The 25,921-nt window shown below is 68.7% G+C and carries 26 protein-coding genes, 1 tRNA gene and 1 pseudogene; 14 read left to right on the top strand and 14 right to left on the bottom strand.

The window, feature by feature from the left end; genetic code table 11:
- Positions 1-37: 37 nt before the first annotated feature.
- Complete coding sequence (locus P1K88_RS12215) at positions 38-517, bottom strand: DUF309 domain-containing protein (RefSeq protein ID WP_276410453.1); 480 nt, start codon at positions 515-517, stop codon at positions 38-40.
- A gap of 93 nt (positions 518-610) precedes the next feature.
- Here P1K88_RS12215 and P1K88_RS12210 point away from each other — a divergent pair, with 93 nt between their 5' ends.
- The 5 genes from P1K88_RS12210 to P1K88_RS12190 all read left to right on the top strand — a co-directional run bounded on the left by P1K88_RS12210 (position 611) and on the right by P1K88_RS12190 (position 4,070).
- Complete coding sequence (locus P1K88_RS12210; protein WP_276410452.1) at positions 611-1,126, top strand: DUF21 domain-containing protein; 516 nt, start codon at positions 611-613, stop codon at positions 1,124-1,126.
- A gap of 137 nt (positions 1,127-1,263) precedes the next feature.
- A tRNA-Leu gene (locus tag P1K88_RS12205) sits at positions 1,264-1,347 on the top strand.
- A 343-nt stretch (positions 1,348-1,690) separates the two neighbouring features.
- Positions 1,691-1,894, top strand: a complete 204-nt coding sequence (locus tag P1K88_RS12200) for a hypothetical protein (protein ID WP_276410451.1) — start codon at positions 1,691-1,693, stop codon at positions 1,892-1,894.
- Between the two features lie 110 nt (positions 1,895-2,004).
- Positions 2,005-2,841, top strand: coding sequence for an inositol monophosphatase family protein (locus tag P1K88_RS12195; RefSeq protein WP_276410450.1), 837 nt, complete (start codon positions 2,005-2,007; stop codon positions 2,839-2,841).
- An 80-nt stretch (positions 2,842-2,921) separates the two neighbouring features.
- Positions 2,922-4,070, top strand: coding sequence for a DUF63 family protein (locus tag P1K88_RS12190; RefSeq protein ID WP_276410449.1), 1,149 nt, complete (start codon positions 2,922-2,924; stop codon positions 4,068-4,070).
- Positions 4,071-4,098: 28 nt separating this feature from the next.
- Here the strand turns inward: P1K88_RS12190 and P1K88_RS12185 are convergent, their stop codons facing one another.
- The 3 genes from P1K88_RS12185 to P1K88_RS12175 all read right to left on the bottom strand — a co-directional run bounded on the left by P1K88_RS12185 (position 4,099) and on the right by P1K88_RS12175 (position 8,941).
- On the bottom strand, positions 4,099-5,805 hold the full coding sequence (locus P1K88_RS12185) for a YcaO-like family protein (RefSeq protein ID WP_276410448.1): 1,707 nt from the start codon (positions 5,803-5,805) through the stop codon (positions 4,099-4,101).
- A 49-nt stretch (positions 5,806-5,854) separates the two neighbouring features.
- Positions 5,855-6,670, bottom strand: coding sequence for a transcriptional regulator TbsP (tbsP, locus tag P1K88_RS12180; protein ID WP_276410447.1), 816 nt, complete (start codon positions 6,668-6,670; stop codon positions 5,855-5,857).
- 231 nt (positions 6,671-6,901) lie between these two features.
- Positions 6,902-8,941 carry a hypothetical protein gene (locus P1K88_RS12175; RefSeq protein ID WP_276410446.1) on the bottom strand — a complete coding sequence of 680 codons (2,040 nt, stop codon included), beginning with the start codon at positions 8,939-8,941 and terminating at the stop codon, positions 6,902-6,904.
- A 253-nt stretch (positions 8,942-9,194) separates the two neighbouring features.
- Between P1K88_RS12175 and glyA the strand changes: the two genes are divergently transcribed.
- The gene (glyA, locus tag P1K88_RS12170) at positions 9,195-10,442 is read left to right on the top strand and encodes a serine hydroxymethyltransferase (protein ID WP_276410445.1); all 1,248 of its coding nucleotides are present in this window, start codon (positions 9,195-9,197) and stop codon (positions 10,440-10,442) included.
- Between the two features lie 32 nt (positions 10,443-10,474).
- Here the strand turns inward: glyA and P1K88_RS12165 are convergent, their stop codons facing one another.
- Positions 10,475-10,819: a hypothetical protein gene (locus P1K88_RS12165; RefSeq protein WP_276410444.1), complete on the bottom strand. Its 345-nt coding sequence runs from the start codon at positions 10,817-10,819 to the stop codon at positions 10,475-10,477.
- Positions 10,820-10,960: 141 nt separating this feature from the next.
- Here P1K88_RS12165 and P1K88_RS12160 point away from each other — a divergent pair.
- Positions 10,961-11,481: pseudogene (locus tag P1K88_RS12160) on the top strand (hypothetical protein).
- Here the strand turns inward: P1K88_RS12160 and P1K88_RS12155 are convergent.
- Entirely contained in the window at positions 11,478-11,618 is a 141-nt protein-coding gene (locus tag P1K88_RS12155) for a hypothetical protein (RefSeq protein ID WP_276410443.1), read from the bottom strand. The pseudogene P1K88_RS12160 and the gene P1K88_RS12155 overlap by 4 nt on opposite strands.
- Before the next feature lie 244 nt (positions 11,619-11,862).
- Here P1K88_RS12155 and P1K88_RS12150 point away from each other — a divergent pair, with 244 nt between their 5' ends.
- Positions 11,863-12,756, top strand: a complete 894-nt coding sequence (locus P1K88_RS12150; RefSeq protein WP_276410442.1) for a bifunctional methylenetetrahydrofolate dehydrogenase/methenyltetrahydrofolate cyclohydrolase — start codon at positions 11,863-11,865, stop codon at positions 12,754-12,756.
- A 120-nt stretch (positions 12,757-12,876) separates the two neighbouring features.
- On the opposite strand, the gene P1K88_RS12145 is transcribed toward P1K88_RS12150, so the two are convergent.
- Entirely contained in the window at positions 12,877-13,596 is a 720-nt protein-coding gene (locus P1K88_RS12145) for a DUF7117 family protein (protein ID WP_276410441.1), read from the bottom strand.
- A 58-nt stretch (positions 13,597-13,654) separates the two neighbouring features.
- Here P1K88_RS12145 and P1K88_RS12140 point away from each other — a divergent pair, with 58 nt between their 5' ends.
- Positions 13,655-13,801, top strand: coding sequence for a hypothetical protein (locus tag P1K88_RS12140; RefSeq protein ID WP_276410440.1), 147 nt, complete (start codon positions 13,655-13,657; stop codon positions 13,799-13,801).
- Between the two features lie 202 nt (positions 13,802-14,003).
- On the opposite strand, the gene P1K88_RS12135 is transcribed toward P1K88_RS12140, so the two are convergent.
- Positions 14,004-14,279: an amphi-Trp domain-containing protein gene (locus tag P1K88_RS12135; RefSeq protein WP_276410439.1), complete on the bottom strand. Its 276-nt coding sequence runs from the start codon at positions 14,277-14,279 to the stop codon at positions 14,004-14,006.
- A 214-nt stretch (positions 14,280-14,493) separates the two neighbouring features.
- On the opposite strand from P1K88_RS12135, the gene P1K88_RS12130 reads away from it, so the two are divergent.
- Complete coding sequence (locus tag P1K88_RS12130) at positions 14,494-14,769, top strand: PadR family transcriptional regulator (RefSeq protein ID WP_276277642.1); 276 nt, start codon at positions 14,494-14,496, stop codon at positions 14,767-14,769.
- A 7-nt stretch (positions 14,770-14,776) separates the two neighbouring features.
- Here P1K88_RS12130 and P1K88_RS12125 read toward each other — a convergent pair whose 3' ends face one another.
- Positions 14,777-16,042 (bottom strand): AI-2E family transporter, encoded by a 1,266-nt coding sequence (locus P1K88_RS12125; RefSeq protein ID WP_276410438.1) that lies wholly within the window; start codon positions 16,040-16,042, stop codon positions 14,777-14,779.
- Between the two features lie 125 nt (positions 16,043-16,167).
- Between P1K88_RS12125 and P1K88_RS12120 the strand changes: the two genes are divergently transcribed.
- Entirely contained in the window at positions 16,168-17,433 is a 1,266-nt protein-coding gene (locus tag P1K88_RS12120; RefSeq protein ID WP_276410437.1) for an MgtC/SapB family protein, read from the top strand.
- Positions 17,434-17,448: 15 nt separating this feature from the next.
- Here P1K88_RS12120 and P1K88_RS12115 read toward each other — a convergent pair whose 3' ends face one another.
- The gene (locus P1K88_RS12115; protein WP_276410436.1) at positions 17,449-17,772 is read right to left on the bottom strand and encodes a ribbon-helix-helix protein; all 324 of its coding nucleotides are present in this window, start codon (positions 17,770-17,772) and stop codon (positions 17,449-17,451) included.
- A gap of 152 nt (positions 17,773-17,924) precedes the next feature.
- Here P1K88_RS12115 and P1K88_RS12110 point away from each other — a divergent pair, with 152 nt between their 5' ends.
- The 3 genes from P1K88_RS12110 to P1K88_RS12100 all read left to right on the top strand — a co-directional run bounded on the left by P1K88_RS12110 (position 17,925) and on the right by P1K88_RS12100 (position 21,453).
- On the top strand, positions 17,925-19,811 hold the full coding sequence (locus tag P1K88_RS12110; protein WP_276410435.1) for a sensor histidine kinase: 1,887 nt from the start codon (positions 17,925-17,927) through the stop codon (positions 19,809-19,811).
- Between the two features lie 56 nt (positions 19,812-19,867).
- On the top strand, positions 19,868-20,803 hold the full coding sequence (locus tag P1K88_RS12105; RefSeq protein WP_276410434.1) for an HhH-GPD family protein: 936 nt from the start codon (positions 19,868-19,870) through the stop codon (positions 20,801-20,803).
- A gap of 86 nt (positions 20,804-20,889) precedes the next feature.
- The gene (locus tag P1K88_RS12100; protein ID WP_276410433.1) at positions 20,890-21,453 is read left to right on the top strand and encodes a nitrous oxide reductase accessory protein NosL; all 564 of its coding nucleotides are present in this window, start codon (positions 20,890-20,892) and stop codon (positions 21,451-21,453) included.
- A gap of 40 nt (positions 21,454-21,493) precedes the next feature.
- Here the strand turns inward: P1K88_RS12100 and P1K88_RS12095 are convergent, their stop codons facing one another.
- From P1K88_RS12095 to P1K88_RS12080, 4 genes are all read right to left on the bottom strand, one after another.
- The gene (locus tag P1K88_RS12095; protein ID WP_276410431.1) at positions 21,494-22,312 is read right to left on the bottom strand and encodes an ABC transporter permease; all 819 of its coding nucleotides are present in this window, start codon (positions 22,310-22,312) and stop codon (positions 21,494-21,496) included.
- Positions 22,309-23,031, bottom strand: coding sequence for an ABC transporter ATP-binding protein (locus P1K88_RS12090; RefSeq protein WP_276410429.1), 723 nt, complete (start codon positions 23,029-23,031; stop codon positions 22,309-22,311). Before P1K88_RS12090 ends, P1K88_RS12095 begins: the two co-directional genes overlap by 4 nt.
- Entirely contained in the window at positions 23,028-24,956 is a 1,929-nt protein-coding gene (locus P1K88_RS12085; RefSeq protein WP_276410428.1) for a right-handed parallel beta-helix repeat-containing protein, read from the bottom strand. The genes P1K88_RS12090 and P1K88_RS12085 overlap by 4 nt, the downstream gene beginning before the upstream one ends.
- A 102-nt stretch (positions 24,957-25,058) precedes the next feature.
- Positions 25,059-25,916: a nitrous oxide reductase accessory protein NosL gene (locus tag P1K88_RS12080; protein WP_276410427.1), complete on the bottom strand. Its 858-nt coding sequence runs from the start codon at positions 25,914-25,916 to the stop codon at positions 25,059-25,061.
- Between the last annotated feature and the right edge of the window lie 5 nt (positions 25,917-25,921).

Here is a 25,921-nt window from a genome sequence, read left to right as displayed (position 1 = left end):
ATTAGAGTCGTGTGGATTGGCCGTGTCGGCCGCGGGATCAGTCGAGTGTCTCGGCGTACTCGAAGTCGACGTCCCTGGCGGTGGGGTAGCCGCCGTCGAACCGGATCTGCCACCCCTCGAGCACCGTGGGGTCCGAGAGCGCGTTGGTCACGGTCGTCCGGACGTCCAGCAGATCGACGCCGTAGTAGTCGGTGGGCACGCCGCGGAAGTACTGCAGCGAGGTCCGAAAGAGCGAGCGCATCCCGTCGTCGTCCTCGAAGTCGAAGTGCTTGTACGCGCCCGCGGCCACCTGGACCATCCCGTGGAGGAACTTGCTCTCAGTACTCCCGCGCCCGTAGTTGTACCACTCGTCCTCGAAACAGTCGTGTGACTCGTGGAACTCCCCCGAGTTGTACAACCGGACCCCGTGGACCACGGCCTGCCGGAGGGTCGCGTGCTCCCACTGGCCGTCGCCCCGCCACCCGGCCGGGTTTCCGCTGGGGGGCGCGACGGTCGGGTCCCGCGTGTGGTCGTCCATACCGCCTGTACGCCCGCGGGCCGGGTGAATCCTCCGGTGGACCCGCCTCCTGGATAGCGACGGCTTATTGACATGGCTCTGCGATGCCAGGCCATGACCAGTGTTCTCGTCCTGGCTGGAGGGGCCGCCGCCGTCGTGGCGTTGCTCTCGTTGAGTGCGTTCTTCTCGAGCTCGGAGATTGCGGTGTTCTCGCTGCCCCGCGAGTGGATCGATGCGCAAGCGGCGACTGGCGAGGGCCGTGCGATGGTGCTAGAGGAACTGCTCGAGGACCCACATCGCCTTCTCGTGACGCTTCTTGTCGGCAACAACATCGTCAACATCGCGATCTCGAGCATCGTGACGGTCCTCGTGGCGGGGTATCTGCCCCCCGGCCCGGCAGTCGTCGCGACCACCGCCCTCACCAGCGTTCTCATCCTGCTGTTCGGCGAGATCGTACCCAAGGCGTTCGGCCTCGCCAACGCGAAAAACTGGTCGCTGACCGTCGCCGGTCCCGTTCGGTACGTCGAGATGGGGCTCTCCCCGCTCATCACCCTGTTCGACGGCGTCACCCGCCGGATGAACGCGTTCATCCCCGCCGAGACCGACATCGAGACGCCCTATCTGGAGTGAACTGCGTCGAGCGCCGGGAGCGTCACACCGATCGGCAGGTAACGCGTTTCCGTGGCACCTTTATACGAGTCGGCGCGAGTCTCTACCGGACCAATCACGGTGCCCGACCCTGGACGGTGGTTGGCTGACAGACGCGTGCGAGGGTAGCCAAGCCAGGAAACGGCGGCGGACTCAAGATCCGCTCCCGTAGGGGTCCAAGGGTTCAAATCCCTTCCCTCGCATCGCACGAGGCGCACTATCGCGCCGAGGAAGATGCACCCGGAAGGGTTTGAATCAGGAGAGTCGCAGCGCGACGACGTCGCGACCGTCTCTCCGTGGTTCAAATCCCTTCCCTCGCACTGTTGGGCCCACCGCGGTCCCTCGCAAACAGTGCTGGAAGACTCGCACGGAGCGGTCTTCCCTCGCAAACTCCTGTAGACCCGATTCGAGAGCGCCGCGTGTACCGACTGCTCGCGCCAGGGGCTGCTGTGACCGTCGGCGAGCCGGTTCGAACGTCGTGGCGCTCGCTTGGCCGCCGTCGCAGACATGGCTACCTTTATACTTCTTGGTGTGTGATTGACACGCATGGCTACGGACCAATCCGAGACGCCCGGCCTCGAGGGCCATCCGTTCACCAACGCCGCGGTTATCACCGTCGAGGATACCGAGGAGGGGTACGTCCGGATCGAGCAGTCGCTGGGCAACCAGCTGCGCTACACGCCCGAAGAAGCCGAGGCGATCGCTCACGAGATTCTCGAGGCCGCGAGGGACGTAGACGAGACGCGCTGAGGGCGGCCGTAGGTGTGTATCGACGTCGTACAGAGCTGCTCGGCAGCCGTGCGTGACGGTCACGGACGGGATACCGGGGGTGTTAATGGGGTGGCCCCGAACACGCCGACATGGCCGATGAACACCACCGGGCGGCGGTCGCGGAACGCGCCGCACGGTCGGGAGGCGTCGTAGCACGCGAGTCGTTCCGCGGCGAGGTGGCCGTGGAGACGAAAGCGAACAAGAACGACTACGTGACCGAGGCAGACAGGGACGCTCAACGGCAGGTCGTCGCGACCATCCGCGAGGAGTTTCCCGGCGACGGGTTCGTCTGTGAGGAAGACCTCACCCAGCTGGTCGGCCCCGAGTCCGGCGAGGACGAACCGACGGCGCTCGAGGCGGTGCCCGACAGCGGTGCCGCGTGGATTGTCGACCCCATCGACGGGACGGCCAACTTCGTCCGCGGGTTGCACACGTGGACGACCAGCGTGGCGGCGACCGTCGGCGGGGTGACGGTCGGGTCGGCGACGTACCTCCCGGCGACGGGCGACCTGTACGCGGGCGGTCCCGAGAGTGTCACCCGCGACGGGCGGACGGTGTCGGTCAGCGAACGCACGGACCCCGAGACGTTCGCCGTCGCGCCGGCCGGCTGGTGGGACCGGGACGACCGCACTGAGTTCGGCGACCTCTGTACCGCCGTCGTCGAGCGGTTCGGCGACATGCGTCGGCTTGGCAGCTTCCAGGCGACGCTGGCGGCGGTCGCCGACGGCGGCCTGGAGGGGACGATCTGTACCACCCCGACGTACCTCTGGGACACCGTCGCCGGCGTCCACCTGGTCCGCGAGGCCGGCGGGACGGTGACCGACCTGACGGGCGACCCGTGGGACTACGACAGCGACGGGCTCGTCGCCTCCAACGGCCGGGCCCACGACGAACTGCTCGACGCGGCTGCGGACGCGCTCGACTGACCCCCGACCCGGCTGTCGTTCTCGAAGGGCCGGCGCACGCGACCGGAAGCCTGAAATCTCCCCATACCGGTCTCTGACCCATGAACACCTTCGGACGAGTCGTCGACGAGTACGGTCCGGAACGGCTCTGGATCGCCTCGTTCGTCGCCATCCTCGTCGTGGGCACCGGTGCAGCCCTCGCTGTGCCGCGAGTCGTCTGGGACCGATTCCTGTGGCATTACTTCTGGGGGCCCGTCTACGCCGACGCGAAAGCGGCCAGCTGCGCCGTGATGACCCCCTCCGGACCCGAAGCGCTCACGAGTGGCTGTGCCGACGCCATCCGGGAGGGTCGCATCGTCGCCGAACCTGGATACACCATCGTCTCCGAGCTGGGGTACATGTTCATACTCCTCTTCATGCTGATCGGCGTCTACCTCCTGCTCGAGAACCTGGAGATCGCCGACGACCCCACACTCTACTTCGCGTTCGTCCCGTTCATGCTGCTGGGTGGGGCGCTACGGACCGTCGAGGACGCCACCGACCGCGCGCTCGAGTCGGGGTTCTCCCCCATCGTCGAGTATCCCCTCAGCTCGCTGATCATCAGCCCGGTCATCTACGGCACCGTCTTCCTGCTGACGCTCGCGACGCTCGTGGCCGCCGTCTGGGCTGAGAAGGAGGGCCACATCGAGAACTACTCGCGTGCGACGGCCGTCACCGGGTCGGTGCTGGTGGTCGCCACCCTGGCGTACCTCTCTTGGGTCGCCGCGACGACGGAGTACTCGACGGCGTACCCGTCGGTGTTGCTGGTCACCGTCGGCATCGCCACCGTCCTCTCGTATGGCCTCTATCGCGCCTTCGACGCTTACAAGCCGGAGATCAACTCGGGGACCGGCCACATCGGCCTGCTCGTCATCTGGGGGCACGCTATCGACGGCGTGGCGAACGTCGTCCTCGCCGACTGGTTGGACGCACTGAACGTGCCACTGACGTACTACCCGAAGCACCCGGCCAACGCCTTCATCATCGCGACGACGGAGGCGCTCCAGCCCGCGAACGTCACTGCGCTCGTGGGCACCTCCTGGCCCTTCCTCGTCGTGAAACTGGTCGTCGCGTCCGCCGTCGTGTGGCTGTTCGACGAGGAGTTCCTGGACGAGAGCCCGCGCTACGCACTGCTCTTGCTCGTCGCTGTCACGGCCGTCGGACTCGGTCCCGGGACCCGTGACATGCTGCGCGCGACGTTCGGCATCTGAACTGCTTCTTGCCTCCCGCGTTGCCGACCTACGGGAACGGGTGGTGCTCCCAGTCCAGTCGCGCCTCGAAGCCCATCGCCTCGGGCACGCGCTCGGCGCGTTCGCCGAAGAAGGCATCCTCGAAGAAGAGCGGCTGGGCCGTCGGACAGACGACCCGCACCGCCTCGAACCCGAGGGCCTCGACGTCCCGGGTCGTGATGCGGGCGCCGTACGGGTCGAGGCCGGCGGCGGTCACTCGATCGACGAGCGCGGCCAGTTCCGCCTCTCCCTCGGGGACGGTGTCGGGTCCGACGCTATCTATCGGGACGGTCGTCTCCGTCTCCAGGAACGACGCCGCGGCGTCCGGTCGCTGCGCGAAGTGGCCGATGGCGCCGTCAGAGTCCTGCGCGTCCTCGGGGCCCATCCCGTCGAGTTCCATCCAGTTCTGCAGCGCCTCCGCCAGTGCGCCCGTGGCCGCGTCGCCGGGATCCAGCGCTGCCGCCGAACCGATGGCCAGTGCCGGCCACTCGTCGCCGCTGAGCGCGACGGCGACGACGGGGACGTCGACGTCCTGAGTGAGCAACAGCGTCGTCACGTCGAGGTCCTCGGAGCGTGCCCGCCGGCGCAGCGTCTCGAACGTGTCGTGGCCCTCGACGGCGACGCCGAGCGGGTCGTACGTCGAGTACCACGAGAGCATCGCCGCGTCGCGCTCGACGACCTCGTAGAGGCCCGACAGCAGCGCCTCCGTGCCCGTGTTGCCCAGGCCCAGGCCGGTGGTGACCGGCGGGCGGACCCGGCGAGAGGGCGGCGGATAGAGCACCGTCTCGGCTGGGAGGTGGACCGCCTCGCCGGAGTCGAGCCGTTCGGCCGGGTACCACTCGATGGACTCGCCGTCCCAGCCCCACTCGTCGGGGCGGACGAACGACGTGGGGCGAATCGAGTTCTCGACGCGCTCGGGCGGCCCGGTCGGGAGCGCCGCACTCCGGTAGACGGCGGCGGCGTAGCGCTCGTAACTCTCGCCCAGTCCCTTCATGAACGCCGCGTTCCAGTCGTCGGCGACGCCGGCCGCCTGGCGCGGCGCCGTCGCGTCGCTGAACCCCGACGTATCAGAGAGCGTCGCGAGGTAGTAGGGGGCCGGGAAGGACTCGACTTCACCGACCTCGTGGACCACGCCGACGCGCTCGTCGAGTCCCTTTTGGGCGCGTGCGAGCGCCGGATCGTCGGGCGCGTCGTGGTCACGTCGGAGCGTCCTGTCGGGGGCTCCGGCGCAGTCACAGCCTGGAACGGGCAGGAACTGGCGCTGGGCCTGGGGGATCTCCGTCGTGGTCCCGGGCAGGGGCGCCTCGCCCGCGAGGAACCGCTCGATTCGGTGGCCCGCCATTGCGCCGGCGAACCGCTGGACGCCGGGCGACGGGGCTTGCGCGGGCGATTCGTGCTCGTCAACGTTCGCGGCGACACGTGCGGCGAGACAGTCGAAACACCCGGTCTCGGGGGCGAACCCGCTGACCGCGGCGTCGACGACCGGAACGCCGCCGATGCCGCCCAGCTCCACGGCAACCCAGGGCGTCCCCGTCGCTCTCGCGCGGTCGTTCGCCCGCGCGAAGCGGTCGCTGGCGACTCGCTCGACGAGGACGGCCAGGTCGGTGCCCTCGAAGTCGAGTTCGTCTTCGTGTCGTACCTCCGTCTCCGTGTCGGAAAGCGCCGCGAGGAGCGCCTCGGCGGCCGGACCCGTCCCCGCGACGTCGATGGTGGTCATGCACGGTGAGACACGGAGGGGACAGAAAAACCTACACCAACCGGGGCGGTCAGGCGGCCAGGATGCTCTGGGTGATGCTCGCCAGGTCGTCGCTGTCTGCCTCCTTCAGTCGCTCGTCGCCGAGCATGAGGCGGAGTCGCGGTCGACCCACGTCGATGGGGACCTTCTCGGTGTCGATGAGGCCCATGTCCTCGAGTTTGGTCTTCGTCCGGGAGAACGTCGCCTTGCTCGCGAGGCCGATGTCCTCGCCCCACTTGCTGATGTCGTAGAGCAGTTGGCCGTTCTTCGCGGCGACGAGCAGCGCGATGGTCACCTCGTCGAGGCCGTTACCGTCGCCACGCGCCGTGGCGAGCGACCCGAGGACGGCGTCGAAGTCGGCGGCCGTCTCCGGGCCGATGTCCGCCTCGAGCGTCTCCCGGACGCGCGAGAGCGGTGGCGTCCGGAGCGTGAACGTCGCTGCGTCCTCCCAGACGTCGGCGTAGAACCCGTAGGCGTCGCCGACGAACTCGTCGTCGTCGGTGCCCAGGCCCGCGACGGTGTCGCCGACGGTGACCAGCGCGTACACCTCGTCGCTCGTCACCGCGATGGAGTGGTTCGGACCCGCCTCGAGCAGTCGGAGCGAGAGCGACCCGGATTCGATGAGATCGGCGGCAGTGCTCGCGACGATGAAGTCGTCCATGACGTCCTTGAGGACGCTCTCCGCGGCCAGCATCCGGACCTCGGGGTGGTCGGGGTGTTCGTCCAGCGTCGTGATAACCTCCGAGACCGTCTCTCCGGAGGGATTGACGACGTACAGGGTCTCACCGGTGTCGAACACCGATGTGAGAATGGTTCCGATGTCGTCCTGCACAAGATTTGTACTCATTGTTGTTGCTAGATATATAGTCCAGTACCATATTTAATTTTATTGGCCAAATTCCGTTGAATTCATCCGCGAGAACCGCACTCTCGCCGGTCGACTGCTCGAACCGATCGGGGCAGCGTCGGTATCACACCGACGAACCGCGTCGGGCAGCGTCGGCGGTAGCGCCCCTCCGCCGCCCGGAATCGCGCTACGACGCCGCTTGCCTGGCGACAGCGAGGATGGATGGGGCGCTCACACCCGCGTCTCGAGGGCGTCTGCCAGCTCGTCCGACCAGTAGAACTCGTCGTCGAATATGACCGGAAACGACGCCTCGCGCAGTCCGGAGCGGAGGGTGGCTTCGTCGACGGTGAACCGACGGTCCGTCCCGTTGAGCGTCTGTTCGTCGGCAAAGGGGACCCGGTAATTCCCGCCCGCCGACCGCGGCGTGACGACTTCACAGGCCAGTTCGAAACCGTCGTCACACTCCGAGAGCCACACGACGGTCGGTTGCGTGTGCTGGGCGACGAGCGCGTACGTGCCGTCGCCGACGACGGCGTAGTCCTTCCCCATCATGATACGACGCCGGGCCAGTTCGATGGCCCGCTGGAGGCAAAAGCCGTTGCTCAGCAGGTGGGCGAACGCCGTCCCGACCATCGCCGCGTGGCTGTTCAACACGTCGGTGAACGTCACCGCGCCGGCGACGGCACCCCCATCGACGAGTGCGAGTCCCTCGTCGTAGGAGCCACACGCGTTGAGGAAGAAGGTCCGCGTCCGGACGTCACACAGCGAGCTCGTCGCGAGGTTGCCGTCCGGGCAGCGCAACCCATCGGCGTCGCAGTGGCCGATGAAGTGGACGAAGTCGTTCTCGTCCTCGAGGACCGACGCCAGTTCGCCCGTCGTCAGTCGTTCGCAGACCGCGACGTCCATCGGGAGGTCCGCACCGCGGTAGATCTCGGCGACGGCGTCGTGTTCGTCCCCCATCGCGTCGTCGTTGCGGACGACGGTGACCTGCATCTCGCCCGTCTCGCGGTCCCGGTAGCGAAAGCGGTTCTCGAAGGCCGCCGGCGTCGCCTTGAACGCGTCGATGGGCGTCCCCGGCGCCATCCATGCCTGTGAGCGACCGGCACCGAGTTTCGGCGCCAGCACCGACTCGGGCGGCGACTCGGCGCCGCGGGTGGGGAACGCGTCGGTCAGCGTCCGGTCGAGGAGGTCCTCCGGTTCCATCTCCGCCCCCTCGGCGATGTACACCAGGCTGAGCTTGTCGAGCAGGTAGGGGAGACACCGGGTCCGCGACAGCGACGGGCGAACGTGTGTCGAGAGGTGCCAGTCGGGCAGTTCCTCCCGCAGCGGGGCCGTCGGCACCTCGAGGTACCGCTCGAGGCGACCGGCCGGCGAGAGCGACCGGACCGTCCCCGGATCGAGGTCCAGTCGGTCCAGCAGGCCCTCGGCGGCCGTGTCGGGGTCGAGTCGCCGCACCAGGCAGTCGAGGTAGAACACGCGCCGGAGGACACTCGCGACGTCCGCCTGGAACTGCGGCAGTCGGTCGAACGTCCGCCTGACGTCCGTGTCCGCCGCGGTCAGGACAGCCCTGTCCCGGTCGCCGACACACAGGTCGGCCCCGAGGTAGTACGCGAGGGGTGCGGCGACGAACAGGTCGGCGACGGAGGACGGGACCCGCAGTTCGATGCCGGTCGCTGCCCGCCGGTCGCGGACCGACTGAGGGACCGAGAGCGTGTCGTCGACGGTCACCAGTGGCGGGTGTCGACGGCGGCCCGGGTGTGACCGTGCCGGCCCCGTCGTCTCGTGGGCCACGCTCAGGTACGACAGGCCCGCCGCGACGCCCGACACCGTCTCCGGGACTCGTATCCGGGCCGGCCCCGACTCGTCGTCGGTCCGGCACCCGACCGTCACGGTCGAGGCGCCTCGCAGCAGGACGCGCGTGCCCTCGGCGACCGGGCGGAGCGAGGCCGGCCCCTCGAACTGGACCAGCAATCTCGTCGAGCCCCGGCCCTCGCCGTCCGGTTCGAGTGTCACGGTCAGCAGGTACGTGCCCGACGGCAGCGTCACCGCCGACGTCGGCCGCACCACCCCGCCGACGTCCAGGGTCTCGACGGTCGGTGTGCTCCCCGGCACCACGAACTCGGTGGCTTCCCCCGCGTACTGTTCGTCCGTCGCGCGCCGGATCGGGCGGACCACGTCGTCGGTCCGGTCGTCGAGCTGTCGCAGTACGGTTGCGACTGCCTCCGATGGCTCGCCGGTCCACCCGTCGGCGTAATCGTCGTTCAGTCCCACGAACGCTGTCACCCCCAGGTGACTACGGTAGCAACTCTGCGAGTCTCCACTAAATACGTACTGATTCGTGTTGCCGTTCCGCAATATTTCGGCTCATTATGTACCGCCCCGAATCGCGGTTCTGAACACCGTTCTCGTGGATGGAAGAAACCACGACGGCCGGACCTGACAGGTCGGAAACCCGGTCCGTCACGGGCTATCACACGGTCCTCCAAAGGGTAGCTTATTGTCGGGCGGGTCCAGAGAATCCGATATGACCTACGACACAGTCCGCGAGACGGACCCGGCTGTCGCAGACGCACTGGCGGGCGAACGGTCCCGACAGAACGACACGCTGGCGATGATCGCGAGCGAGAACCACGTCAGTGAGGCCGTCCTGGAGGCCCAGAGTTCTGAGCTGACCAACAAGTACGCCGAGGGCTACCCGGGTTCGCGGTACTACGGCGGCTGTGAGTACGCCGACGAGGTCGAACAGCTCGCCATCGACCGCGCGAAGGAGCTGTGGGGCGCCAACCACGTCAACGTCCAACCCCATTCGGGCTCACAGGCAAACATGGGCGTCTACCTGGCCGTCCTCGAACCCGGCGACAAGATTCTCTCACTCGACCTGACCCACGGCGGCCACCTCTCGCACGGGCATCCCGCGAACTTCGCCGGCCAGGTCTACGAGGTAGAGCAGTACGAGGTCGACGAGGAGACGGGCTACATCGACTACGACGGCCTGCGGGAACAGGCCGAGGCGTTCGACCCTGACATCATCGTCTCGGGGTACTCCGCGTACCCGCGCGAGGTCGACTTCGCGCGCATCCAGACGGCCGCCGACGCCGTCGACGCCTACCACCTGGCGGACATCGCGCACATCACCGGCCTGGTCGCCGCCGGCGTCCACGAGTCGCCGGTCGGCGTCGCCGACTTCGTCACCGGGTCGACCCACAAGACGATTCGGGCCGGCCGCGGCGGCATCATCATGTGCGACGAGGAATACGCCGACGACGTCGACTCGGCCGTCTTCCCCGGCTCCCAGGGCGGCCCCCTGATGCACAACGTCGCCGGCAAGGCCGTCGGCTTCGGCGAGGCCCTCGAGTCCGAATTCGAGACCTACGCCCGGCAGACCGTCGACAACGCGCGCGCCCTCGGCGAGCGCCTGCAGGAACACGGCCTCGACCTCGTCTCGGACGGGACCGACAACCACCTCGTCCTCGTCGACCTCCGCCCCTCGCACCCGGACACGACGGGCAAGGACGTGGAGGCAGCGCTGGAGGAGGCCGGCATCGTCCTGAACGCAAACACCGTCCCCGGAGAGACGCGCTCGGCGTTCAACCCCTCGGGCATCCGCGCGGGTACGCCCGCGCTCACAACCCGTGGCTTCGACGAGGAGACTTGCCGCGAGGTCGCCGACCTCATCTACCGGGTCGTCGACGCCCCCCATGACGACGACGTCGTCGCCGAAGTAAGCCAGCGCGTCGACGAACTGACCGACGAGTTCCCGCTGTACGACTGAAACGCGCGTCTCGCCTTCGGCGTTGTCCCGTGTCAGTGGTAGTACCGGCCGTGGCTGACACCTCTAAACAGCATCGTGAGCGGGACCAGCACGACCATGGCACCCCCGATGAGCGCCAGTACGGGGAGCGGTGGCAGGATGGCCAGCACCATCGCCAGGCTGTCTCCCTCGGCGGTGTCGACGGCGGCGACGGCCCCGCTGTCGTACACGATGGTGTAGAGCACGCCGACCAGCACGGTCATGAACGCGATGTTCAAAAGCGTCCGTACGGGGTGGGTGACGATGTCGACCGCGTTTCGCTTCACTCTGCTCACGTCCCGCCCCGTCTCGCGCATCGTGTCCCTGACGAGCCAGTGCAGGAGTCGTCCTACAACCATGAGAGAGAATGGTCCCCTCACACTATGACTGGCGTCCCTGACAGTGAAAGCAGTCGCCGACCGGGCTCCCCGCCGATTTTTCATTGCTCGCCGCGTTGAGCCGGTGTGACCGACCACAATGGGACCCGACGCGCTGTCCTCATGGCGGGGGCCACGGTCCTGGCGACGCTGGCGGGGTGTCGTGACGGTTCCACACCCGCGGTGCGACCGTCCGAAACCGTGACACCGTCGCCGACGGAATCGACTGTCGTCCCGTCTCCCTCACCGACCGACGAGCGACCGAGCGAGGCCCTGGACCTCCGTGAGGCGAACGTCACCGACGTCGCCGTCGAGGCGACCGGAGACGGCGAGGTCCGCTTCGACGTGACCATCTATCACGACGACGACGGCGAGGACGGCTACGCGAACTGGTGGCAGGTCGAGACGCTCGACGGCGAGCGCCTCGGCCGGCGGAAACTGCTCCACGCCCACTCGACGGCCCCGTTCACCCGGTCGGAGGCCATCACCGTCCCCGCGGCCGCGACTGTGTCGTCGTCAGGGGCCACGATCAGACCCACGGTTACGGCGGGCGGGCGATGCTGGTCGCCGTCGAGAGCGGTGCGACGCGGGCCGTCGACCAGGGGCCCGAGCCCCGGTCGATGGCCGAGGGGCCCTGTCCCTAGGGCCGGACTGGCACGAACACCGTCGACCGTATCCAGGCGTCCTCGCGGTCGACGTCCTCGATGCGGACCACGCGCTCGCCGGCACACAGGAACTCGCCGTACGCGAGTTCGGGGGCGCGTTCCTCGCCGTCGGTCATCGGTCTCCCTCCCGCCAGTCGCCGGTCGCTGCTGTGAACGGACGCTCGCTCATGGGTCGTTGGCCCTCGTAGAACGGAGTCGGGTATGACTGTGACGACAATACGTATTCACTGTCGGGTAGTCGACGCTATCTTTATTCACCGTCGGGATAACCCCGTCGACAGCGCCCCGTGCGTGCTACGGCGAGGCATACGCCGGGCGAATCCGCACCTTAGAAAACCCCCGGTGACGCCACACTAGACAATGACAGAGATTATCGACGGCGACGCGCTGGCCCAGTCCGTCCGGGACGGGCTCGCCGAGAGCATCGACCAGCTCGACGACGCCGGCGTCCGCCCATCGCTGGCTACCGTCCTGATGTCCGACGACCCTGCGAGCGAGACGTACGTCTCGATGAAGCAAAGCGACTGCGAGGAGGTCGGCATCGAGGCCATCGACATCGACATCGACCCGGCGGCCGACGGGTCCGAACTGTACGACACCATCGACGACCTCAACGCCGACGACAACGTCGACGGCATCCTCGTCCAGATGCCGGTCCCCGACCACGTCGACGACCGGCGGGTGCTCAGGGCCATCGACCCGCTGAAGGACGTCGACGGGTTCCACCCCGAGAACGTGGGCCGCCTCGTCGCCGGCAACGCCCGGTACAAGCCCTGCACGCCCCACGGCATCCAGAAGCTCATCGCGTCGGCCGGCGTCGACACCGAGGGCACGGACGCCGTGGTCGTCGGGCGCTCGGACATCGTGGGCAAGCCGATGGCGAACCTCCTCATCCAGAAGGCCCCCGGCGGGAACGCGACCACGACGGTGTGTCACTCCCGAACCCGGGACCTGGCGGCGAAGACCCGCGAGGCGGACATCGTCGTCGCCGCGGCCGGCGTCCCCGAGATGATAGACGGCGCCATGCTCGCCGAGGGCGCGACGGTCATCGACGTCGGCATCAACCGCGTCGAGGCCGACACCGAGAAGGGCTACGAACTGGTCGGCGACGTCGACTTCGAGAGCGCGAAAGCGAAGGCCGGTGCCATCACCCCCGTCCCCGGCGGCGTCGGGCCGATGACCCGCGCGATGCTGCTGTACAACACGGTCAAGGCGGCCAGCCTCCAGCACGACGTCGACGTCGACCTGCCCTGAGACGGGACCCCGAGCCACGCGGTCGGCCAGTCCTCCGGTGGGACCTGCCAGATGGGCTTCGAGGGGTCCGGGGTGCCGTCGTCGTCCAGCCCGTCGAGGAGACCGCACAGCGGGCCGGAGTCACAGCACGCCGCCCTCGATACCGGTGAGCCAGTTGTCCGCGGTGACGTACGCGCTCTCCTCGCCCGCGACGAACCGACCGAGGTCACGCGTGGCGTGGAGCAGGCGGTTCGCGTCGGCCGGGTCGACGTCGCCGTCGAGGGCCTCGATTCGCTTCCGGTGGTCGCGGATGCGCCCGGAGAGGCGCCTGGCCGTCTCGTCCTCGTCGTCGTTGAGGACGGTCCGGACGTCGCGCTGGTAGGCCTCCACGGCGTGGGCCATCGCCAGTCCGAAGGGGACCCGCAGCGACGGCGGGACCGCGTCGACGCCTGGTCTGTCGCCCTGGTCGGCGCCACCCAGCAGGTCCAGGAAGTACAGTTCATCGTCCTCGGTGACCCGCATCTCCCGACCCACGTGGGCACCGACGTACTGGAGGACGGTCGCGGCGACGAACGTCTCGTCGAGCGTCTCCAGGGCCCCGGCGTCGATGAATCCCCGCTGGCGCGTGTACTCCCGGCACCGCTCTGCCGCAGCCGTCGCGACGTCACGGGTCGAATCGGCGTCGATGCGGGCGCGGACCGGTGTCAGATCCAACGTCACCGGTGCGTCCGTGTGTCGGGTCGGTTCGTCGACGCCGACGCTGTGGACGCTCTCGCACTCGGGGCAGGCGATGCTCCCGGTCTCGTAGTACGACCAGCGCGTCCCGCAGTCCTGACACTCCCGTTCGCCGCGTACTTTCATATCTCCTTCTCGGCGGTCGGGCCTCAAGATTGTTCCGCGCTCGCATCGTAGCAGGGGTATGCGCTCAGAGGCCGAGATCAGGGACCAGTACGAGTTCCTGGCCGAGCAACTGGACAGCGAGGAGATGCGACACGAACGCGTCAGGATGATGTTTACACACTACAAGCGGGCGCTGGGGTGGGTCCTGGAGGAAGAGCACATCTGAACTTCGGTCCCGGAATCGTCTCTCCCGACTGGCAGGTCGCCGGCGGTCCGGTACTTTTAAGTTATTCTCCCACTTCCTTCCATGTGACGCTTCGCTTGGAGGGCCGAAGCGTCAGCGGGGACCAATTCAGGGCGGCAAGCGGCCGCATTTTCGGCGGCCGCTTTCCACTTACTTCGCTCGAAATCCGGTAGCCACAGCGTTCTCACTCGATACTCAGTTCACCGTCGTCGCTCGGGTTCTCGGGCCACTCGAGTTCGACCTCGATGCTCAGTTCGCCGTCGCCGTCGACGGGCCCCTCGCGTTCCGCTTTGACCTCGAACTCGACGCGACCCGGCGGGTCGAGCGTCACCGACTGGTCGCCAGCGCGGAGTGTGACGTCCGACCCCGAGTCTAAGTTGTCCGCGAGCGAGCGGAGGTAGTCGGCGACGGCGCTTCGGTCCATGACACGTTCGGTCTCGAACAGCACTTCTTCGGGCATACCCGATGTTTGTCAGCCAACTTAATAATCCCGTCGGGTCACCGTTCGACGGGTATGATATCCTGTTGACTCGAATGGTCGACAGGTCCGAACGCCCGAATACGGCCACCTGCGTCCCGATAACTCCGATTTCCTGAACGTCCGACGAGCCGTAATATATCGGACTCGAAATAGTTAACCGTTTCAGACACTAACAGATTACTAGAACGTACCGATGCACGACCTCACGGGATTCCAGCGAGACCTCCTCTACGTCATCTCCGGGCGAGAAGAGCCACACGGCCTCGCGATAAAGGAAGAACTGGAAGCGTACTACGAGAAGGAGATACACCACGGTCGACTGTACCCGAACCTCGATACCCTCGTCGACAAGGGCCTCGTAGAGAAGGGACAGCGCGACCGGCGGACGAACTTCTATACGTTGACCCGTCGCGGCCGCCGCGAGATCGACGCCCGGCGGGACTGGGAAGACCAGTACGTCGACCTCTGACCGAAACTCACTCGCTGGCCGGGTCGGTGGATGGCGCCGGCCCACCCTGCCTGCCGGCCGTCCCTCCCGACTGGTCGGCGTCTTCTGTCCCCGCGTCCGGGGCCGTCGTGTTCGTATCCGAACCCGCGAAGTTCGTCGGGTCGATCACCTTGGGTTCGATGGGCCGGCCCTCGAGCAGTTCCGGGAGCACGAACCGGGCGAAGTGGACGACGAGGACGAGAATCATCGGCGCCAGGAAGATGCCGTACCAGCCAAACAGGAACGGCCCCAGGATGTACGCGAACATCAGCGTCCCCGTATGCAGGCCCGGCTGGTCCTCGAACTGGCCCGTCTTCGTTCCGAAAGGCCCGATGGACAGCGACCCGCCGCCCGAGACGTAGGGCCGGATGATGAGGTCCGGTATCGTATCGACCACGACGAGTGCGACGGCGACGAACAGGCCGACGAACCACCACCCGTCGCCCTGCATGCCCGCCCCGAGCGCGAGGTAGCCGGCCATCGGGACGTAGACGATCTTCATCCCGATGATGGGGATGAGACTGGCAGCACCGGCCAGCAGGCCCGTCAGCGCGGGATATGGAACCGAGAGGCCGGCCGGCGCCACTGCGTCGACGAGGCTGAACGCGATGGCGCCGATGGCCCCGGTCACGATGGCGTTGAGGATGTTCCCGTAGAACACCCGGTCGAAACTGCGGTCCACCTCGGCGAAGTACCGGTCGAGGTTGCCACGGTGGTCCAGGTAGTTCTTGCCCCACTCCGCGAGCCGACCGCCGTCCCGGAGCATGTAGAACGCGAAGGCCAGCATCACGAACCCGTGGACGAGTCCCGTCCCGATGATGCCGATGAAGCCGAGCAACTGGGTCGCCGAGTCGACGAACACGCCCGTCCCCCCGGCGTCCGCGACGAGCGCCTGCGGGTTCTGGACGACCTCGGAGACGTTGACGTACGGGGAGATGATCTCCTCGAACGGCCCGAAGTTCGCCGACTCCGCGAAGCGGCTGAACTCCTGGACCGCGATGGCGAGCGTGTAGTACAGCAGGACGATGAGCGGGAGCGCGAACAGCGACAGCGAGAGGGCGGCCGCGAGGGTCCGCTGGCGGACCCGTCTGTGGACGCGCCGGTAGATGGGGCGGGTCGCGTAGTAGAGGAACACCCCGAAGACGAACGTGCCGATGAACGAATAGAGGACAAACAGGAGGACGGCCGCGAGGATCACCCCGAACCCGATCCAGAAGGCACGGGGCCAGTCGATGTCGAGGTCGGACGAAACCATGCTCGCCCGTACCACACGGGTGGGCAAAAAACTGTGCCGCGGTGACAGACCTGGCCCACGGGAGTCTCCCCTATCCGTGCCGACGACCGGGTGATATTATACCTGTTCAGTGAGGACCTTCGCTGATGGGACTCCAGCTCGGGGCGATTCCCCTCGACACGGCGGTGCTGCGGATCTCGCTCGCGGCGGCGCTCGGGATGTTCCTGGGGCTCGAACGCGAGTGGTCGCACAAGTCCGCCGGCATCCGGACCTTCGCCCTCTTCAGCCTGCTGGGCGTGGTCTTCACTATCGTCGGGAACGAGACGCTGCTGGCCCTGGGCGGCGTGCTCGTCATCGTCCACGGTGTCCTGCTGGCCGTCGAGGGACTGGTGACCGGCGAGGAGGAGAGCCTGGCGCTGACGACGTCCGTCTCGCTTCTGGTCTCCTACGGCATCGGCGTCCTCGTCGCCAACGACTACATCCTGGAGGGCGTCGTCGTCACCGTGTTCTCCTCGCTGTTGCTCGTGCTCAAGCGGGAACTGCACGGGTTCGCCTGGGGGCTGAGTCGGACCGAGCTGCGCTCGGCGACCGAGTTCGCCATCCTGGCGTTCGTGGTCTTCCCCCTCCTGCCCCACGAACCGGTGACTCTGCCGGGACCACTCTCCGAGGTCACCCTCGAGCTCCGCGTCATCTGGCTGATGGTTGTGTTCGTCGCCGGCATCGGCATCGTCAACTACGCCATCGTCCAGTCGTACGGCGGGCGGGGCATCGTCGTCACCGGATTCTTCGGCGGCTTCGCCTCCTCGACGGCCGTGGTCGGCACGATGCTCGACCACGTCGACCAGCATCCGGCCGCGGCCACGTACGCGCTCGCGGCCATCCTGCTGGCCGACGCGGCGATGGCGTTCCGGAACCTCCTCATCGCGCTTGTCTTCACCCTCCAGGGGAGGATGCTCCTCGCCGCCCTCGTCCCGCTGGTGGCCATCGTCGTCGGGACGGTGGCCGTCGCGACCTATACGGCCGACTGGTCGGAGACGGTCGAGATGCACCTCGAGAGTCCCTTCTCGCTCCGGAACGCACTCGTGTTCGGCGGGATCTTCCTCGTGGTCGTCGTCGTCGGCGGCGTGGCCAGCACGCGGTTCGGGTCGGCGGGACTGGCGGTGACCTCGGCCGTCACCGGCCTGGTCTCGAGCGCGGGCGCGACCACCTCGGCGGTCCTGCTCTACCGGGCCGGCGAAATCGGCAAGCAGACTGCGATGGTCTCGATACTGGCCGCGACGGCCGCGAGCGTCCTCGTCAAGGCCGCGCTCACGGCGACCGGGCCCGATCGACGACTGGCCCGACGGGTCGCTCTCTGGAGTGTGGCCGTCCTCGCGGTGGCCGGGCTGTCGGCCGTCGTGTTGCTCGTCTGACCGGCGAGTCGTCGCTCAGAACTGGTAGCGCCTGTCGTCGTCGTCCTGCTGGGGCGTCGGGCCCCCGGTCATCTCGTCGTAGGTCATCCCCGAGAGGTACTCGTCGTAGGTACAGTCGTACCCCGACCGGAGGTGGAAGTCGAGCGTCCCGCGCTCGACGGCCGACTGGAACAGCACGTGGACGGCCCGCCGGACCAGTTCGTCGGTGTCTGCGGGGTCGAGTGCCACCGACAGCATCGCCAGTTCGTTCTTGGTCTCCCGGTCCAGGCCAACGGCGAGTTCCGAACCGAAGTCGGCGTAGGCGTCCGTGACGTCGTCCTGCAGGTCATCGAGTGACATGAGACGAATCAGCAGGCGGCCGGACAAACGCCTTGCGACTCGCGTCCGGTCGCTGTCGGTCGTGCCGGCGCCCAGATATGACAACGTTTAATATAAAATCGGCGTAAGTGCCGGCATCTGACTCGCCGACCGGTTCTCGGTGAGATTCGACCATGGGGAACGACGGGGAGCATGGGTCGTCCGACAGCGGGGCAGGTGTGAGTGGGTCGGGGAGTGACGGCCCTCTCGATTCGGCCGGCACTCGCCTGGACGCGTTCGCGAACCGCTACGTGGCGAAGCTCGCGCTCGCACTCCTGCTCGTCGTGCTGTTTGTCTCCACGGCCGGGGCAGTGAGTTACGTCCAGACCTACGACGACGTCTCGGCGGAGGCGACGGAGAACCTGGAGGCGACCACGGAACGGCGGGCGGCGTCGGTCGGCGAGTGGCGCGCGACGCTCGAAGAGCAGGTCCGTGATTACTCCGTCGCCGACGTGTACGGGAGCGGCCCGGAGGCGACGACCCGCTACCTGCACGAAGCCCACGCGACGGCGGACGGGCCGGTCCTCGCGCTTCACTACGTGGACACCTCCGGGCCCGAGCACCGCGTCGTGGCCAGCACGGAATCGGCCGCGGGCGAGACGGGCGCGCCACGGCACGCTGACTGGCACGCCCTGGTCGAGCGGGTAGCGACAAACGCCTCGGCCACCACGACGGTCGGCGTTTCGGGCACCGCATACGAACGCGACGGGTCGCTCGTACTGTCGGTCGCGAGCCCCGTCAGGAACGACTCCGGCGTGCTCGTGCTGGTCGCCAGCGCCGCGGAACAGCGCCGTCTCCTCCGGACGGGGGACGACGAGCTGCCGTCGATGGTGCTGAACGGGTCGGGCGTCCCGGTGTTCGGGGCCGACGGGGCGACCGTGGACATCCCGGTCGCCGACGAGAAAGTCGAACGGGCGCGACGCGGGATCGCGACGACCGACCACCGCGGCGACACGGTGCTGGCCTACGCTCCGGTGGGCAACACGCGCTGGGTGGCCGTCACCGCCGCCGAGGCGTCGACCCTCTATGACACCGCCCGGACCGTCCGGAGCGCAGTGGTGCTGCTCGTCGGGACGGCCGTGGCCTCGCTCGCGCTCGTCGGCGTCGTCATCGGCAGACTGACGGTCACGCCACTGATCGAACTCCGGCGACGGACCCGCGAGATGGAGCAGGGGAACCTAGACGTCGACCTCGAGACCGACCGCGACGACGAGGTCGGGCGCCTGTTCACGTCGCTTTCCAGCATGCGCGACGCCCTCCGCGAGCAGATCCGCGAGGCAGAGCGGGCCCGGCGGGCGGCCGAGCGGTCGAACCAGAAGCTGGAACGGCAGAACGAGCGACTGGAACAGTTCGCCTCGACGCTCTCGCACGATCTCCGCAACCCGCTGACGGTCGCCCGCGGACAGGTCGAACTCCTCGAGGCGGAACTGGCGTCCCTCGAGGCGGCCGACCGGGAGGCGCTCCGGGAGCACACCGAGTCGCTCGAACGCGCCCACGACCGGATGGAAGCGATAATCGAGGACGTGCTGACACTGGCCCGCGAGGGGGCGACCGTCCGGGACCCGTCGCCCGTCTCGCTTCGCGAGGCCGCCGAGGACGCCTGGGCGACCGTCGACAGCGAGGCGGCGACGCTCACCGTCACGGCCGACCGGACCGTCGAGGCCGACCGCTCGCGGTTGCTCCGCGCGCTCGAGAACCTCTTCCGGAACGCCGTCGAGCACGGCGGCCCGGACGTCTCGGTCGAAGTCGGCGACCGCGACGACGGGTTCTACGTCGCCGACGACGGCCCCGGCATCGACGAAGACGCGGCCGGAGACGTCTTCGACTACGGGTACACGACCAGCGAGGCGGGGACGGGCCTGGGGCTCTCTATCGCCGAGACCATCGCGCAGGCTCACGGCTGGCGCCTGTACGTGGATACCACCTACGCGGGCGGGGCGATGTTCGTCTTCGCGGACGTGACCGACGGCGAGGACACCGCCGACGAGCGGTTCGAGTGGGGCGGATCGGGCGAGCGGTGACTCGCTCCCGTCCCGGACCGCCAGGTCCATACCGGGACCCGCTCAACAATCGCTGGATGACCGACCAGTCGACAGCGACCGACCTGCCCGGCGACCTGCCGGCCGACCCCTCGGCCGTCCAGCGGGCGCTCGTCGAGTGGTACGAGGACGACCACCGGGACTACCCGTGGCGCCGGACCGACGACCCCTACCCGGTTCTCGTCTCGGAGGTGATGAGCCAGCAGACCCAGCTCGACCGGGTGGTCGAGGCCTGGACGGACTTCCTCGAGAAGTGGCCGTCGGTCGAGGACCTGGCCGCCGCCGACCGGGCCGACGTCGTCGGGTTCTGGACGGACCACTCGCTGGGCTACAACAACCGGGCGAAGTACCTCCACGAGGCCGCGCGACAGGTCACGATGGAGTACGACGGGGAGTGGCCCCGCGACCCCGACGGCCTCGCGGACCTGATGGGAGTCGGTCCCTACACGGCAAACGCCGTCGCCTCGTTCGCGTTCAACAACGGGGGTGCGGTCGTCGACACCAACGTCAAACGGGTGCTCTACCGCGCGTTCGGCGTCCCCGACGACGAGTCGGCCTTCGAGACCGGGGCGGCCCACCTCATGCCCGAGGGCGAGTCACGCACCTGGAACAACGCCATCATGGAACTTGGCGGCGTGGCCTGTGGGAAGACGCCGCGGTGTGACCAGCAGGCCTGCCCGTGGCGAGAGTGGTGCGGGGCGTACCAGTCTGGCGACTTCACCGCGCCCGACGTGCCCACCCAGCCGGCGTTCGAGGGGAGTCGCCGGCAGATGCGGGGCCGCGTCGTCTCGGTGCTAAAGGAGTACGACGAACTGCCCCTGGACGACCTCGGGCCGCGAGTCCGGGTGGACTACGCCCCCGACGGCGAGCACGGACGAGCGTGGTTGCGCGACCTGTGCAGCGACCTGGCTGCCGACGGCCTGGTCGAACTGGACCGCCGGGACGGACGGCACGTCGCCCGACTCCGGTCCTGACGCGTCGATAGCGTTCCGTAGCCGGCCACGACAGTTTCGACGGCTGCACCACGAGTGCTTTGTGCCGGTGTCGCGTAGAATCACACATGAGCGATCACGCGCCCACCGGCGTGTCCCGTCGCAGCGTCCTGGTGGCCGGGGCCGGCCTCGTCGCCGTCGCCGGCTGTCTGCGCGGCGGCGACAGTCCGGAACCAATCGCGCTCGACGGCGGCCAGCACTGCGACCAGTGCGGGATGGTCGTCGACCAGCACCCCGGCCCGTCGGGACAGACGTACTACCGCGAGAACTCGCCGGCGGGACACGACCCGCCGGCCAGGTTCTGCAGCACCATCTGCACCTACCGGCACCGCTTCGCCGCGAGCGACCGGGGGTGGCAGGTCCAGATCACGTACCTCAGCGACTACGCGACCGTCGACTACTCCGTCCAGACCGAGGGCGGGTCGCAGTTCATCTCCGCGCACCTGGGTGCCGAGGTCTTCGCGCCCAGCGACGAGCTTGAGGTGGTCGTCGGGTCCGACGTCGTCGGGGCGATGGGGCCCGCGCTGGTCCCCTTCAGCGACCCCGACGCCGCCGACGCGTTCATCGAGTCCTACGGCGGGGAGCGCATCCCCGCGGAGTCCATCTCGCGCGAACTCCTCGAGAGTCTCTGAACGAGTGCGGCAGTCGACGTTCCGACGGGAAACCGCCCTCTCAGCGGTACTCGACGGCGGCCGTGGCCCCGGCGAGCGAGAGGACCACCCAGCCGACGAGGCTGACCCACGCGAGTATCGGGGCGACGAACCCCGACCGTCCCTCGAAGGCGACGTACAGCACCGTCTCGAAGACGAGGCCGCGATAGGCGCTGGTCGGCGAGAGTGCCAGCGCGGCGCCCAACCCGCCTCCGCTCGCCAGCCCCGCGTCGAGGGCCCCGAAGAGGGCGACGTCCGTCCCGACGACGACCAGCAGCAGGCCCGCGACGGCCAGCAGGATGGCGCTCCGGCCCGACCCCGCCACGGCCGACAGCGCCAGCGCGATGGCCAGCGACACCAGCGCCAGCAGCGCCGTCAGCGTCAGAAAGCGCACGTAGAGGAACGGGGAGTCGATGCCCCGGTGGCTCGCGAAGACGGTCACCTCCGGGCCCGACGTCGTCGCGACGTGGACGCCAAGCAGGGCCAGCGGGACCACCGTGACCGCGAGCAGTGCGACCGCCCGGCCGACGTAGACGCCGGTGACGTAAACCCACGTCGGCAGCGGGTACGTCCTGAGGACGTCGAGTTCGCCCCGGACCGCTTCGTCCACGATGGCGCGGTAGCCGACGGCAAAGGCGACGGTTGGGACGAGCACCTCCACGACGAGCAGGACGTCGACGACGGTCGGGACGTAGCCCCCGGACGGGCCGCCGCCCGCACGGGCCACGCCGAAGGCCACGCCGGTCAACGCAAGGGCCAGGAAGAGATACGTCCGCGTCCGGACAGCCCCGCTCAGTTCGCGCCGGACGACCGTCCACAACCGGGCTCGCGTTCCCGTCATTCGCCCCCCTCCACCTGTGCCCGGACGGGTTCGGCGTCGCGGTCGAGGAGCGCCGCGAACGTCTCGTGGAGCGGGCCGCCGGTTCGCTCGCGGAGCGCCGTCGGCGTGTCCGTCGCGACGACGGCCCCCTGGTCCAGGACGACCACGCGGTCGGCCGTCGCCTCGACCAGCGGTAGCTCGTGCGAGCAGAGCACGACGGCCCGGCCGTCCGCCGCGATGGAGTCGACCACGTCGAAGACGTGTCGGCTCATCTCCGGGTCGAGGCCGCTGGCCGGCTCGTCGAGCGCGACCACCGGCGGGTCGCCGGTCAGCGCCTGCCCGATGCCGAGCAACCTGGTCATCCCCCCCGAGAGCGCCTCGACGCGCCGGTCGGCCACGGCGCCCAGGCCGACGCGTTCGAGCAGTCGGTCGGGGTCGTCGTCGACCAGGTCGGCGTAGAAGGCCAGCGTCTCGCGGGCGGTAAAGCCCGGCCGGAAGGTCGGGCGCTGTGGCAGGTACCCGATCCGGCGCGTCGCCGACGGCCCTTCGTAGGCGATGGTGCCCGACGTCGGCGAATCGAGGCCGACGAGCAAGCGCAACAGCGTGGTCTTCCCGGACCCGTTCGGGCCGACGAGCGCCGTGATGGCGTCGGCGGGCACCTCGGCAGTCACGTCCGAGAGGGCGGTGACATCGCCGAAGCGCCGTGTCACGCCCTCCGCCGTCAGCGACGGGTCGGTCACGCCGGCGCACCTCCCGTCTCGGTCTCGTTTCGCGCCGACGCCAGCAACCTCGGGTTCGCCGGGTCACGGAGCGGGGCCAGGTCGACGATGCTCGCCTTGCGGAAGCCCGGCGTCGTCCCCCGGAGCGCCCGGACGCCGCGGACGCTCGGTGCGGCGCTCAGCGTCACGGCCGCGTCGGTCCGGTGGAGCTGCCTGTCGACGGCGTCCGTGGGCGAGTAGCCCCGGTCGAGCGTGGCACCCGTCCCGGCCATGTCGTACGCGCCCGACCAGTAGTTGCCCTGGCCGTCGTGAGTGTAGATGCGCAGCGGCCCGGTGCCGGCGGTGGCGTGGCGGTCGTTCGCGACGAAGTCGTTCGCGACGACGCGGTTCGAGGGGATGACGTTCTCGGCGACGACGCCGACGTCGTTGTCGTAGAGCACGTTGTGCTCGTACAGTGACTGGATGGCGTTGGTCGTGATGCCCCGCCGGGTGTCGACGACGACGTTCTCGGCGACGTAACTCCGGGACCCGGCGGTGGCGATGCCGCTGCCCGCGTGGCGCACGTCGTTGCCGACGACGGCGTTCCCGGTCGGTTCGGTCATGACGACGATGCCGGAGTACAGCTGCTCGCGGGCCCGGTTGTCCGAGATCAGCGCGTCAGACGTGTACATCAGATGTGTCCCGAACCGTCCGCTCAGGAAGGTGTTGTTCCTGACGACGGTACCGTGGGCGCGGTGGAGGTAGACGCCGTCGCGGCCGCCCCGGAACGTCGAGTCCTGGACGACCACCGGCGCGTTCATCGCGATGACGCCCATGAACCCGTCGCGCCACTCGGCGGTCCCGTCGACGGTGACGTCCCGAACGACGGTCCCCTCGCTCCGGCGCAACAGGATGCCGTTGGCGGGCGTCTCGACGGTCACGTCCGCAACGAGCAGCGAGGATGCGTTCACCGCGGCGACGCCGGCGTCACCGCCGCCGTAACTGTGCAGAATCTTGGTGTCCCAGCCACCCGTGCCGTCGGTGCCCTCGGTGCGGGTCGAGCGGTTCAGCGTGGCGTTCCCGACGCCGGAGATAGAGAGGCCGGTCAGGGCAACCCGGTCGGCCGTCACCCGGACGACGGTCCCGTTCCCGGACCCGACGATGCTCGCGTTCTGCCCCCGGACGGTGACCGGCTTGGCTATCCGCACCCCCTCGCGGTAGGTCCCCGCGGGGACGAGGACGGTCGTGTTCGGGGGCGCCGAGTCGATGGCTGCCTGTATCGTCGGGGCGTCACGGCCCACGACGACGGACACTGGGCGGTCGAGCGTGGGTGCGAGCGCCTCGACGCGCCGGTCTGCCTGGGCACGCCGGTCGTCGACCTGTTCGCGCACGTCGGTCGCCCGGAGCAGTTCGAAGTCCCGCTCGCGGAGGGTCGCCCAGTCGACCGTCTCGCCGCCACACCGGTCGGCGAACGCGGCAGCGCTGTCGGGCGACGCGAACGGCACGACCACGGGCCCGGACGGGACGCGCGCGTCGCTCCCGACGACGAACGTCGCGTCCTGGGCCGTCACCCAGTCGGGTTCGCGTGAGGCCGTCAGGGACCCGTCGTCCCGACACGTCGGCGTCACCTCGCTGTAGTCGGAGACGTAGACGGCGAGCGGGTAGCCGAACTGCTGCTCGCGGCCTGGTTCGTTCAGCGCGGCCACCGCCTGTCCCACGCCGGCGTACCCGACGACGAAGCGGTACTGCGAGTAGAATATCTCGGCCTTCGGAATCGAGAGGTCGCGGTGGGCCGCCGCCTGTTCGGTCTCCATCGACGCGCCGAGTTCGACGGTGTCCTCGAACGGCACCGGGTCCGGCGTGGCCGCGCTCACGTCCACCGCGAACGACCCGACGGCGACGCTCACGACGACCACCACGGCGGTGGCGACGGCCATGTCCTCGACGGTCGTGTCCTCGAGCCACATCAGTGTGTCCTGTCTACTCTCGGGGCGGGTGAAAATCCTCGCGGTGGCCGTTCGACCAGCGGGCCGCCTCGCGACACCGCCCCCGCACGCCGCATCACCCGGTCACTCCTCATCGAAGAACCGGCTGCGGTACTGTTCGGCCAGTTCGCGGTCGAAGGCCTCGATGGCGACCACGTCGTCGGTCGTCAGGTAGTCCACGGCGTCGACGTACGCCTCGGCGTCCGCCCGGTCGGCGAATGGCGCCGGGTTGCGCATCATCGGGTCGTCAACCCGGTCGGGGTCGGTCTCCAGCGCGTAGTGGGCGGTCAGGCCGTCGATGGTCTCGCGGGTCTCGAAGTCGGTGACCCAGACGCCATCGACCGGCGCGTCGGTGGCGGCGAACCGGTCGGGCACCGCGTAGTAGGCGACCAGACAACCGCTCGTGTCGAAGAAGGCCCGCTCGCCGTCCTCGTGGACCACCTGCGCGTTCCAGTCGGGATAGTCCGCGGGGACCATCTGACAGACCGGGCAGGACGCCTCGGCCGGGACCGTGACCGGTCCGTCGAGCGACGCCGCGGCCGTCCCGGTCTCGGTCCCGGTGGTCGTCGACTCGTGGGCGGCGTAACTCGTACACCAGGCCTCGGGGGCGATGGTCCCCTCGACGACGGCACACGCGCCCAGGCCGTCACCGTTCTTGTCGGGGATGTAGAGCTGGCAGTTCGAGCACTGCTGTCCGTCGCTCGGTTCCTCCTGGTAACTGACGGCCGACTTCGAGACGAGCGACGAGGGGTCGCGCTGGCTGCCGCCCAGGCTGGTCGCCGTCTCGTAGGCTGCCGGGACGCCCTCGCTCTCGGTCGGCGTGGCCGTCTCGGTGGGGGTGGGCCCGCCGTCGCCACCACACCCGGCGAGCCCGGTTGCGAGCCCGCCTCCGAGCAGGGCGAGTAACCGCCGTCGGTCGGTGTCGGAGGGTCGGTCTTCCATACGAA

Origin of the sequence: Haloarcula halobia (assembly GCF_029338255.1) — an archaeon.
Lineage (GTDB): Archaea > Halobacteriota > Halobacteria > Halobacteriales > Haloarculaceae > Haloarcula > Haloarcula halobia.
The sequence above is the reverse complement of the archived record's forward strand: the minus strand, read 5'-3'. Positions and strand labels throughout refer to the sequence as shown.

Excerpts from the sequence above, each read along its gene's own strand:
- P1K88_RS12210 (WP_276410452.1), top strand. The coding sequence starts at position 611 with ATGACCAGTGTTCTCGTCCTGGCTGGAGGGGCCGCCGCCGTCGTGGCG.
- P1K88_RS12100 (WP_276410433.1), top strand. The coding sequence starts at position 20,890 with ATGAGCGATCACGCGCCCACCGGCGTGTCCCGTCGCAGCGTCCTGGTG.
- P1K88_RS12085 (WP_276410428.1), bottom strand. The coding sequence starts at position 24,956 with ATGTGGCTCGAGGACACGACCGTCGAGGACATGGCCGTCGCCACCGCC.
- P1K88_RS12125 (WP_276410438.1), bottom strand. The coding sequence starts at position 16,042 with ATGGTTTCGTCCGACCTCGACATCGACTGGCCCCGTGCCTTCTGGATC.
- P1K88_RS12185 (WP_276410448.1), bottom strand. The coding sequence starts at position 5,805 with ATGACCACCATCGACGTCGCGGGGACGGGTCCGGCCGCCGAGGCGCTC.
- P1K88_RS12140 (WP_276410440.1), top strand. The coding sequence starts at position 13,655 with ATGCGCTCAGAGGCCGAGATCAGGGACCAGTACGAGTTCCTGGCCGAG.
- P1K88_RS12155 (WP_276410443.1), bottom strand. The coding sequence starts at position 11,618 with ATGACCGACGGCGAGGAACGCGCCCCCGAACTCGCGTACGGCGAGTTC.
- P1K88_RS12115 (WP_276410436.1), bottom strand. The coding sequence starts at position 17,772 with ATGTCACTCGATGACCTGCAGGACGACGTCACGGACGCCTACGCCGAC.
- P1K88_RS12145 (WP_276410441.1), bottom strand. The coding sequence starts at position 13,596 with ATGAAAGTACGCGGCGAACGGGAGTGTCAGGACTGCGGGACGCGCTGG.
- tbsP (WP_276410447.1), bottom strand. The coding sequence starts at position 6,670 with ATGAGTACAAATCTTGTGCAGGACGACATCGGAACCATTCTCACATCG.
- P1K88_RS12135 (WP_276410439.1), bottom strand. The coding sequence starts at position 14,279 with ATGCCCGAAGAAGTGCTGTTCGAGACCGAACGTGTCATGGACCGAAGC.
- glyA (WP_276410445.1), top strand. The coding sequence starts at position 9,195 with ATGACCTACGACACAGTCCGCGAGACGGACCCGGCTGTCGCAGACGCA.
- P1K88_RS12150 (WP_276410442.1), top strand. The coding sequence starts at position 11,863 with ATGACAGAGATTATCGACGGCGACGCGCTGGCCCAGTCCGTCCGGGAC.
- P1K88_RS12095 (WP_276410431.1), bottom strand. The coding sequence starts at position 22,312 with ATGACGGGAACGCGAGCCCGGTTGTGGACGGTCGTCCGGCGCGAACTG.
- P1K88_RS12080 (WP_276410427.1), bottom strand. The coding sequence starts at position 25,916 with ATGGAAGACCGACCCTCCGACACCGACCGACGGCGGTTACTCGCCCTG.
- P1K88_RS12105 (WP_276410434.1), top strand. The coding sequence starts at position 19,868 with ATGACCGACCAGTCGACAGCGACCGACCTGCCCGGCGACCTGCCGGCC.
- P1K88_RS12215 (WP_276410453.1), bottom strand. The coding sequence starts at position 517 with ATGGACGACCACACGCGGGACCCGACCGTCGCGCCCCCCAGCGGAAAC.
- P1K88_RS12110 (WP_276410435.1), top strand. The coding sequence starts at position 17,925 with ATGGGGAACGACGGGGAGCATGGGTCGTCCGACAGCGGGGCAGGTGTG.
- P1K88_RS12165 (WP_276410444.1), bottom strand. The coding sequence starts at position 10,819 with ATGGTTGTAGGACGACTCCTGCACTGGCTCGTCAGGGACACGATGCGC.
- P1K88_RS12195 (WP_276410450.1), top strand. The coding sequence starts at position 2,005 with ATGGCCGATGAACACCACCGGGCGGCGGTCGCGGAACGCGCCGCACGG.
- P1K88_RS12120 (WP_276410437.1), top strand. The coding sequence starts at position 16,168 with ATGGGACTCCAGCTCGGGGCGATTCCCCTCGACACGGCGGTGCTGCGG.
- P1K88_RS12130 (WP_276277642.1), top strand. The coding sequence starts at position 14,494 with ATGCACGACCTCACGGGATTCCAGCGAGACCTCCTCTACGTCATCTCC.
- P1K88_RS12200 (WP_276410451.1), top strand. The coding sequence starts at position 1,691 with ATGGCTACGGACCAATCCGAGACGCCCGGCCTCGAGGGCCATCCGTTC.
- P1K88_RS12190 (WP_276410449.1), top strand. The coding sequence starts at position 2,922 with ATGAACACCTTCGGACGAGTCGTCGACGAGTACGGTCCGGAACGGCTC.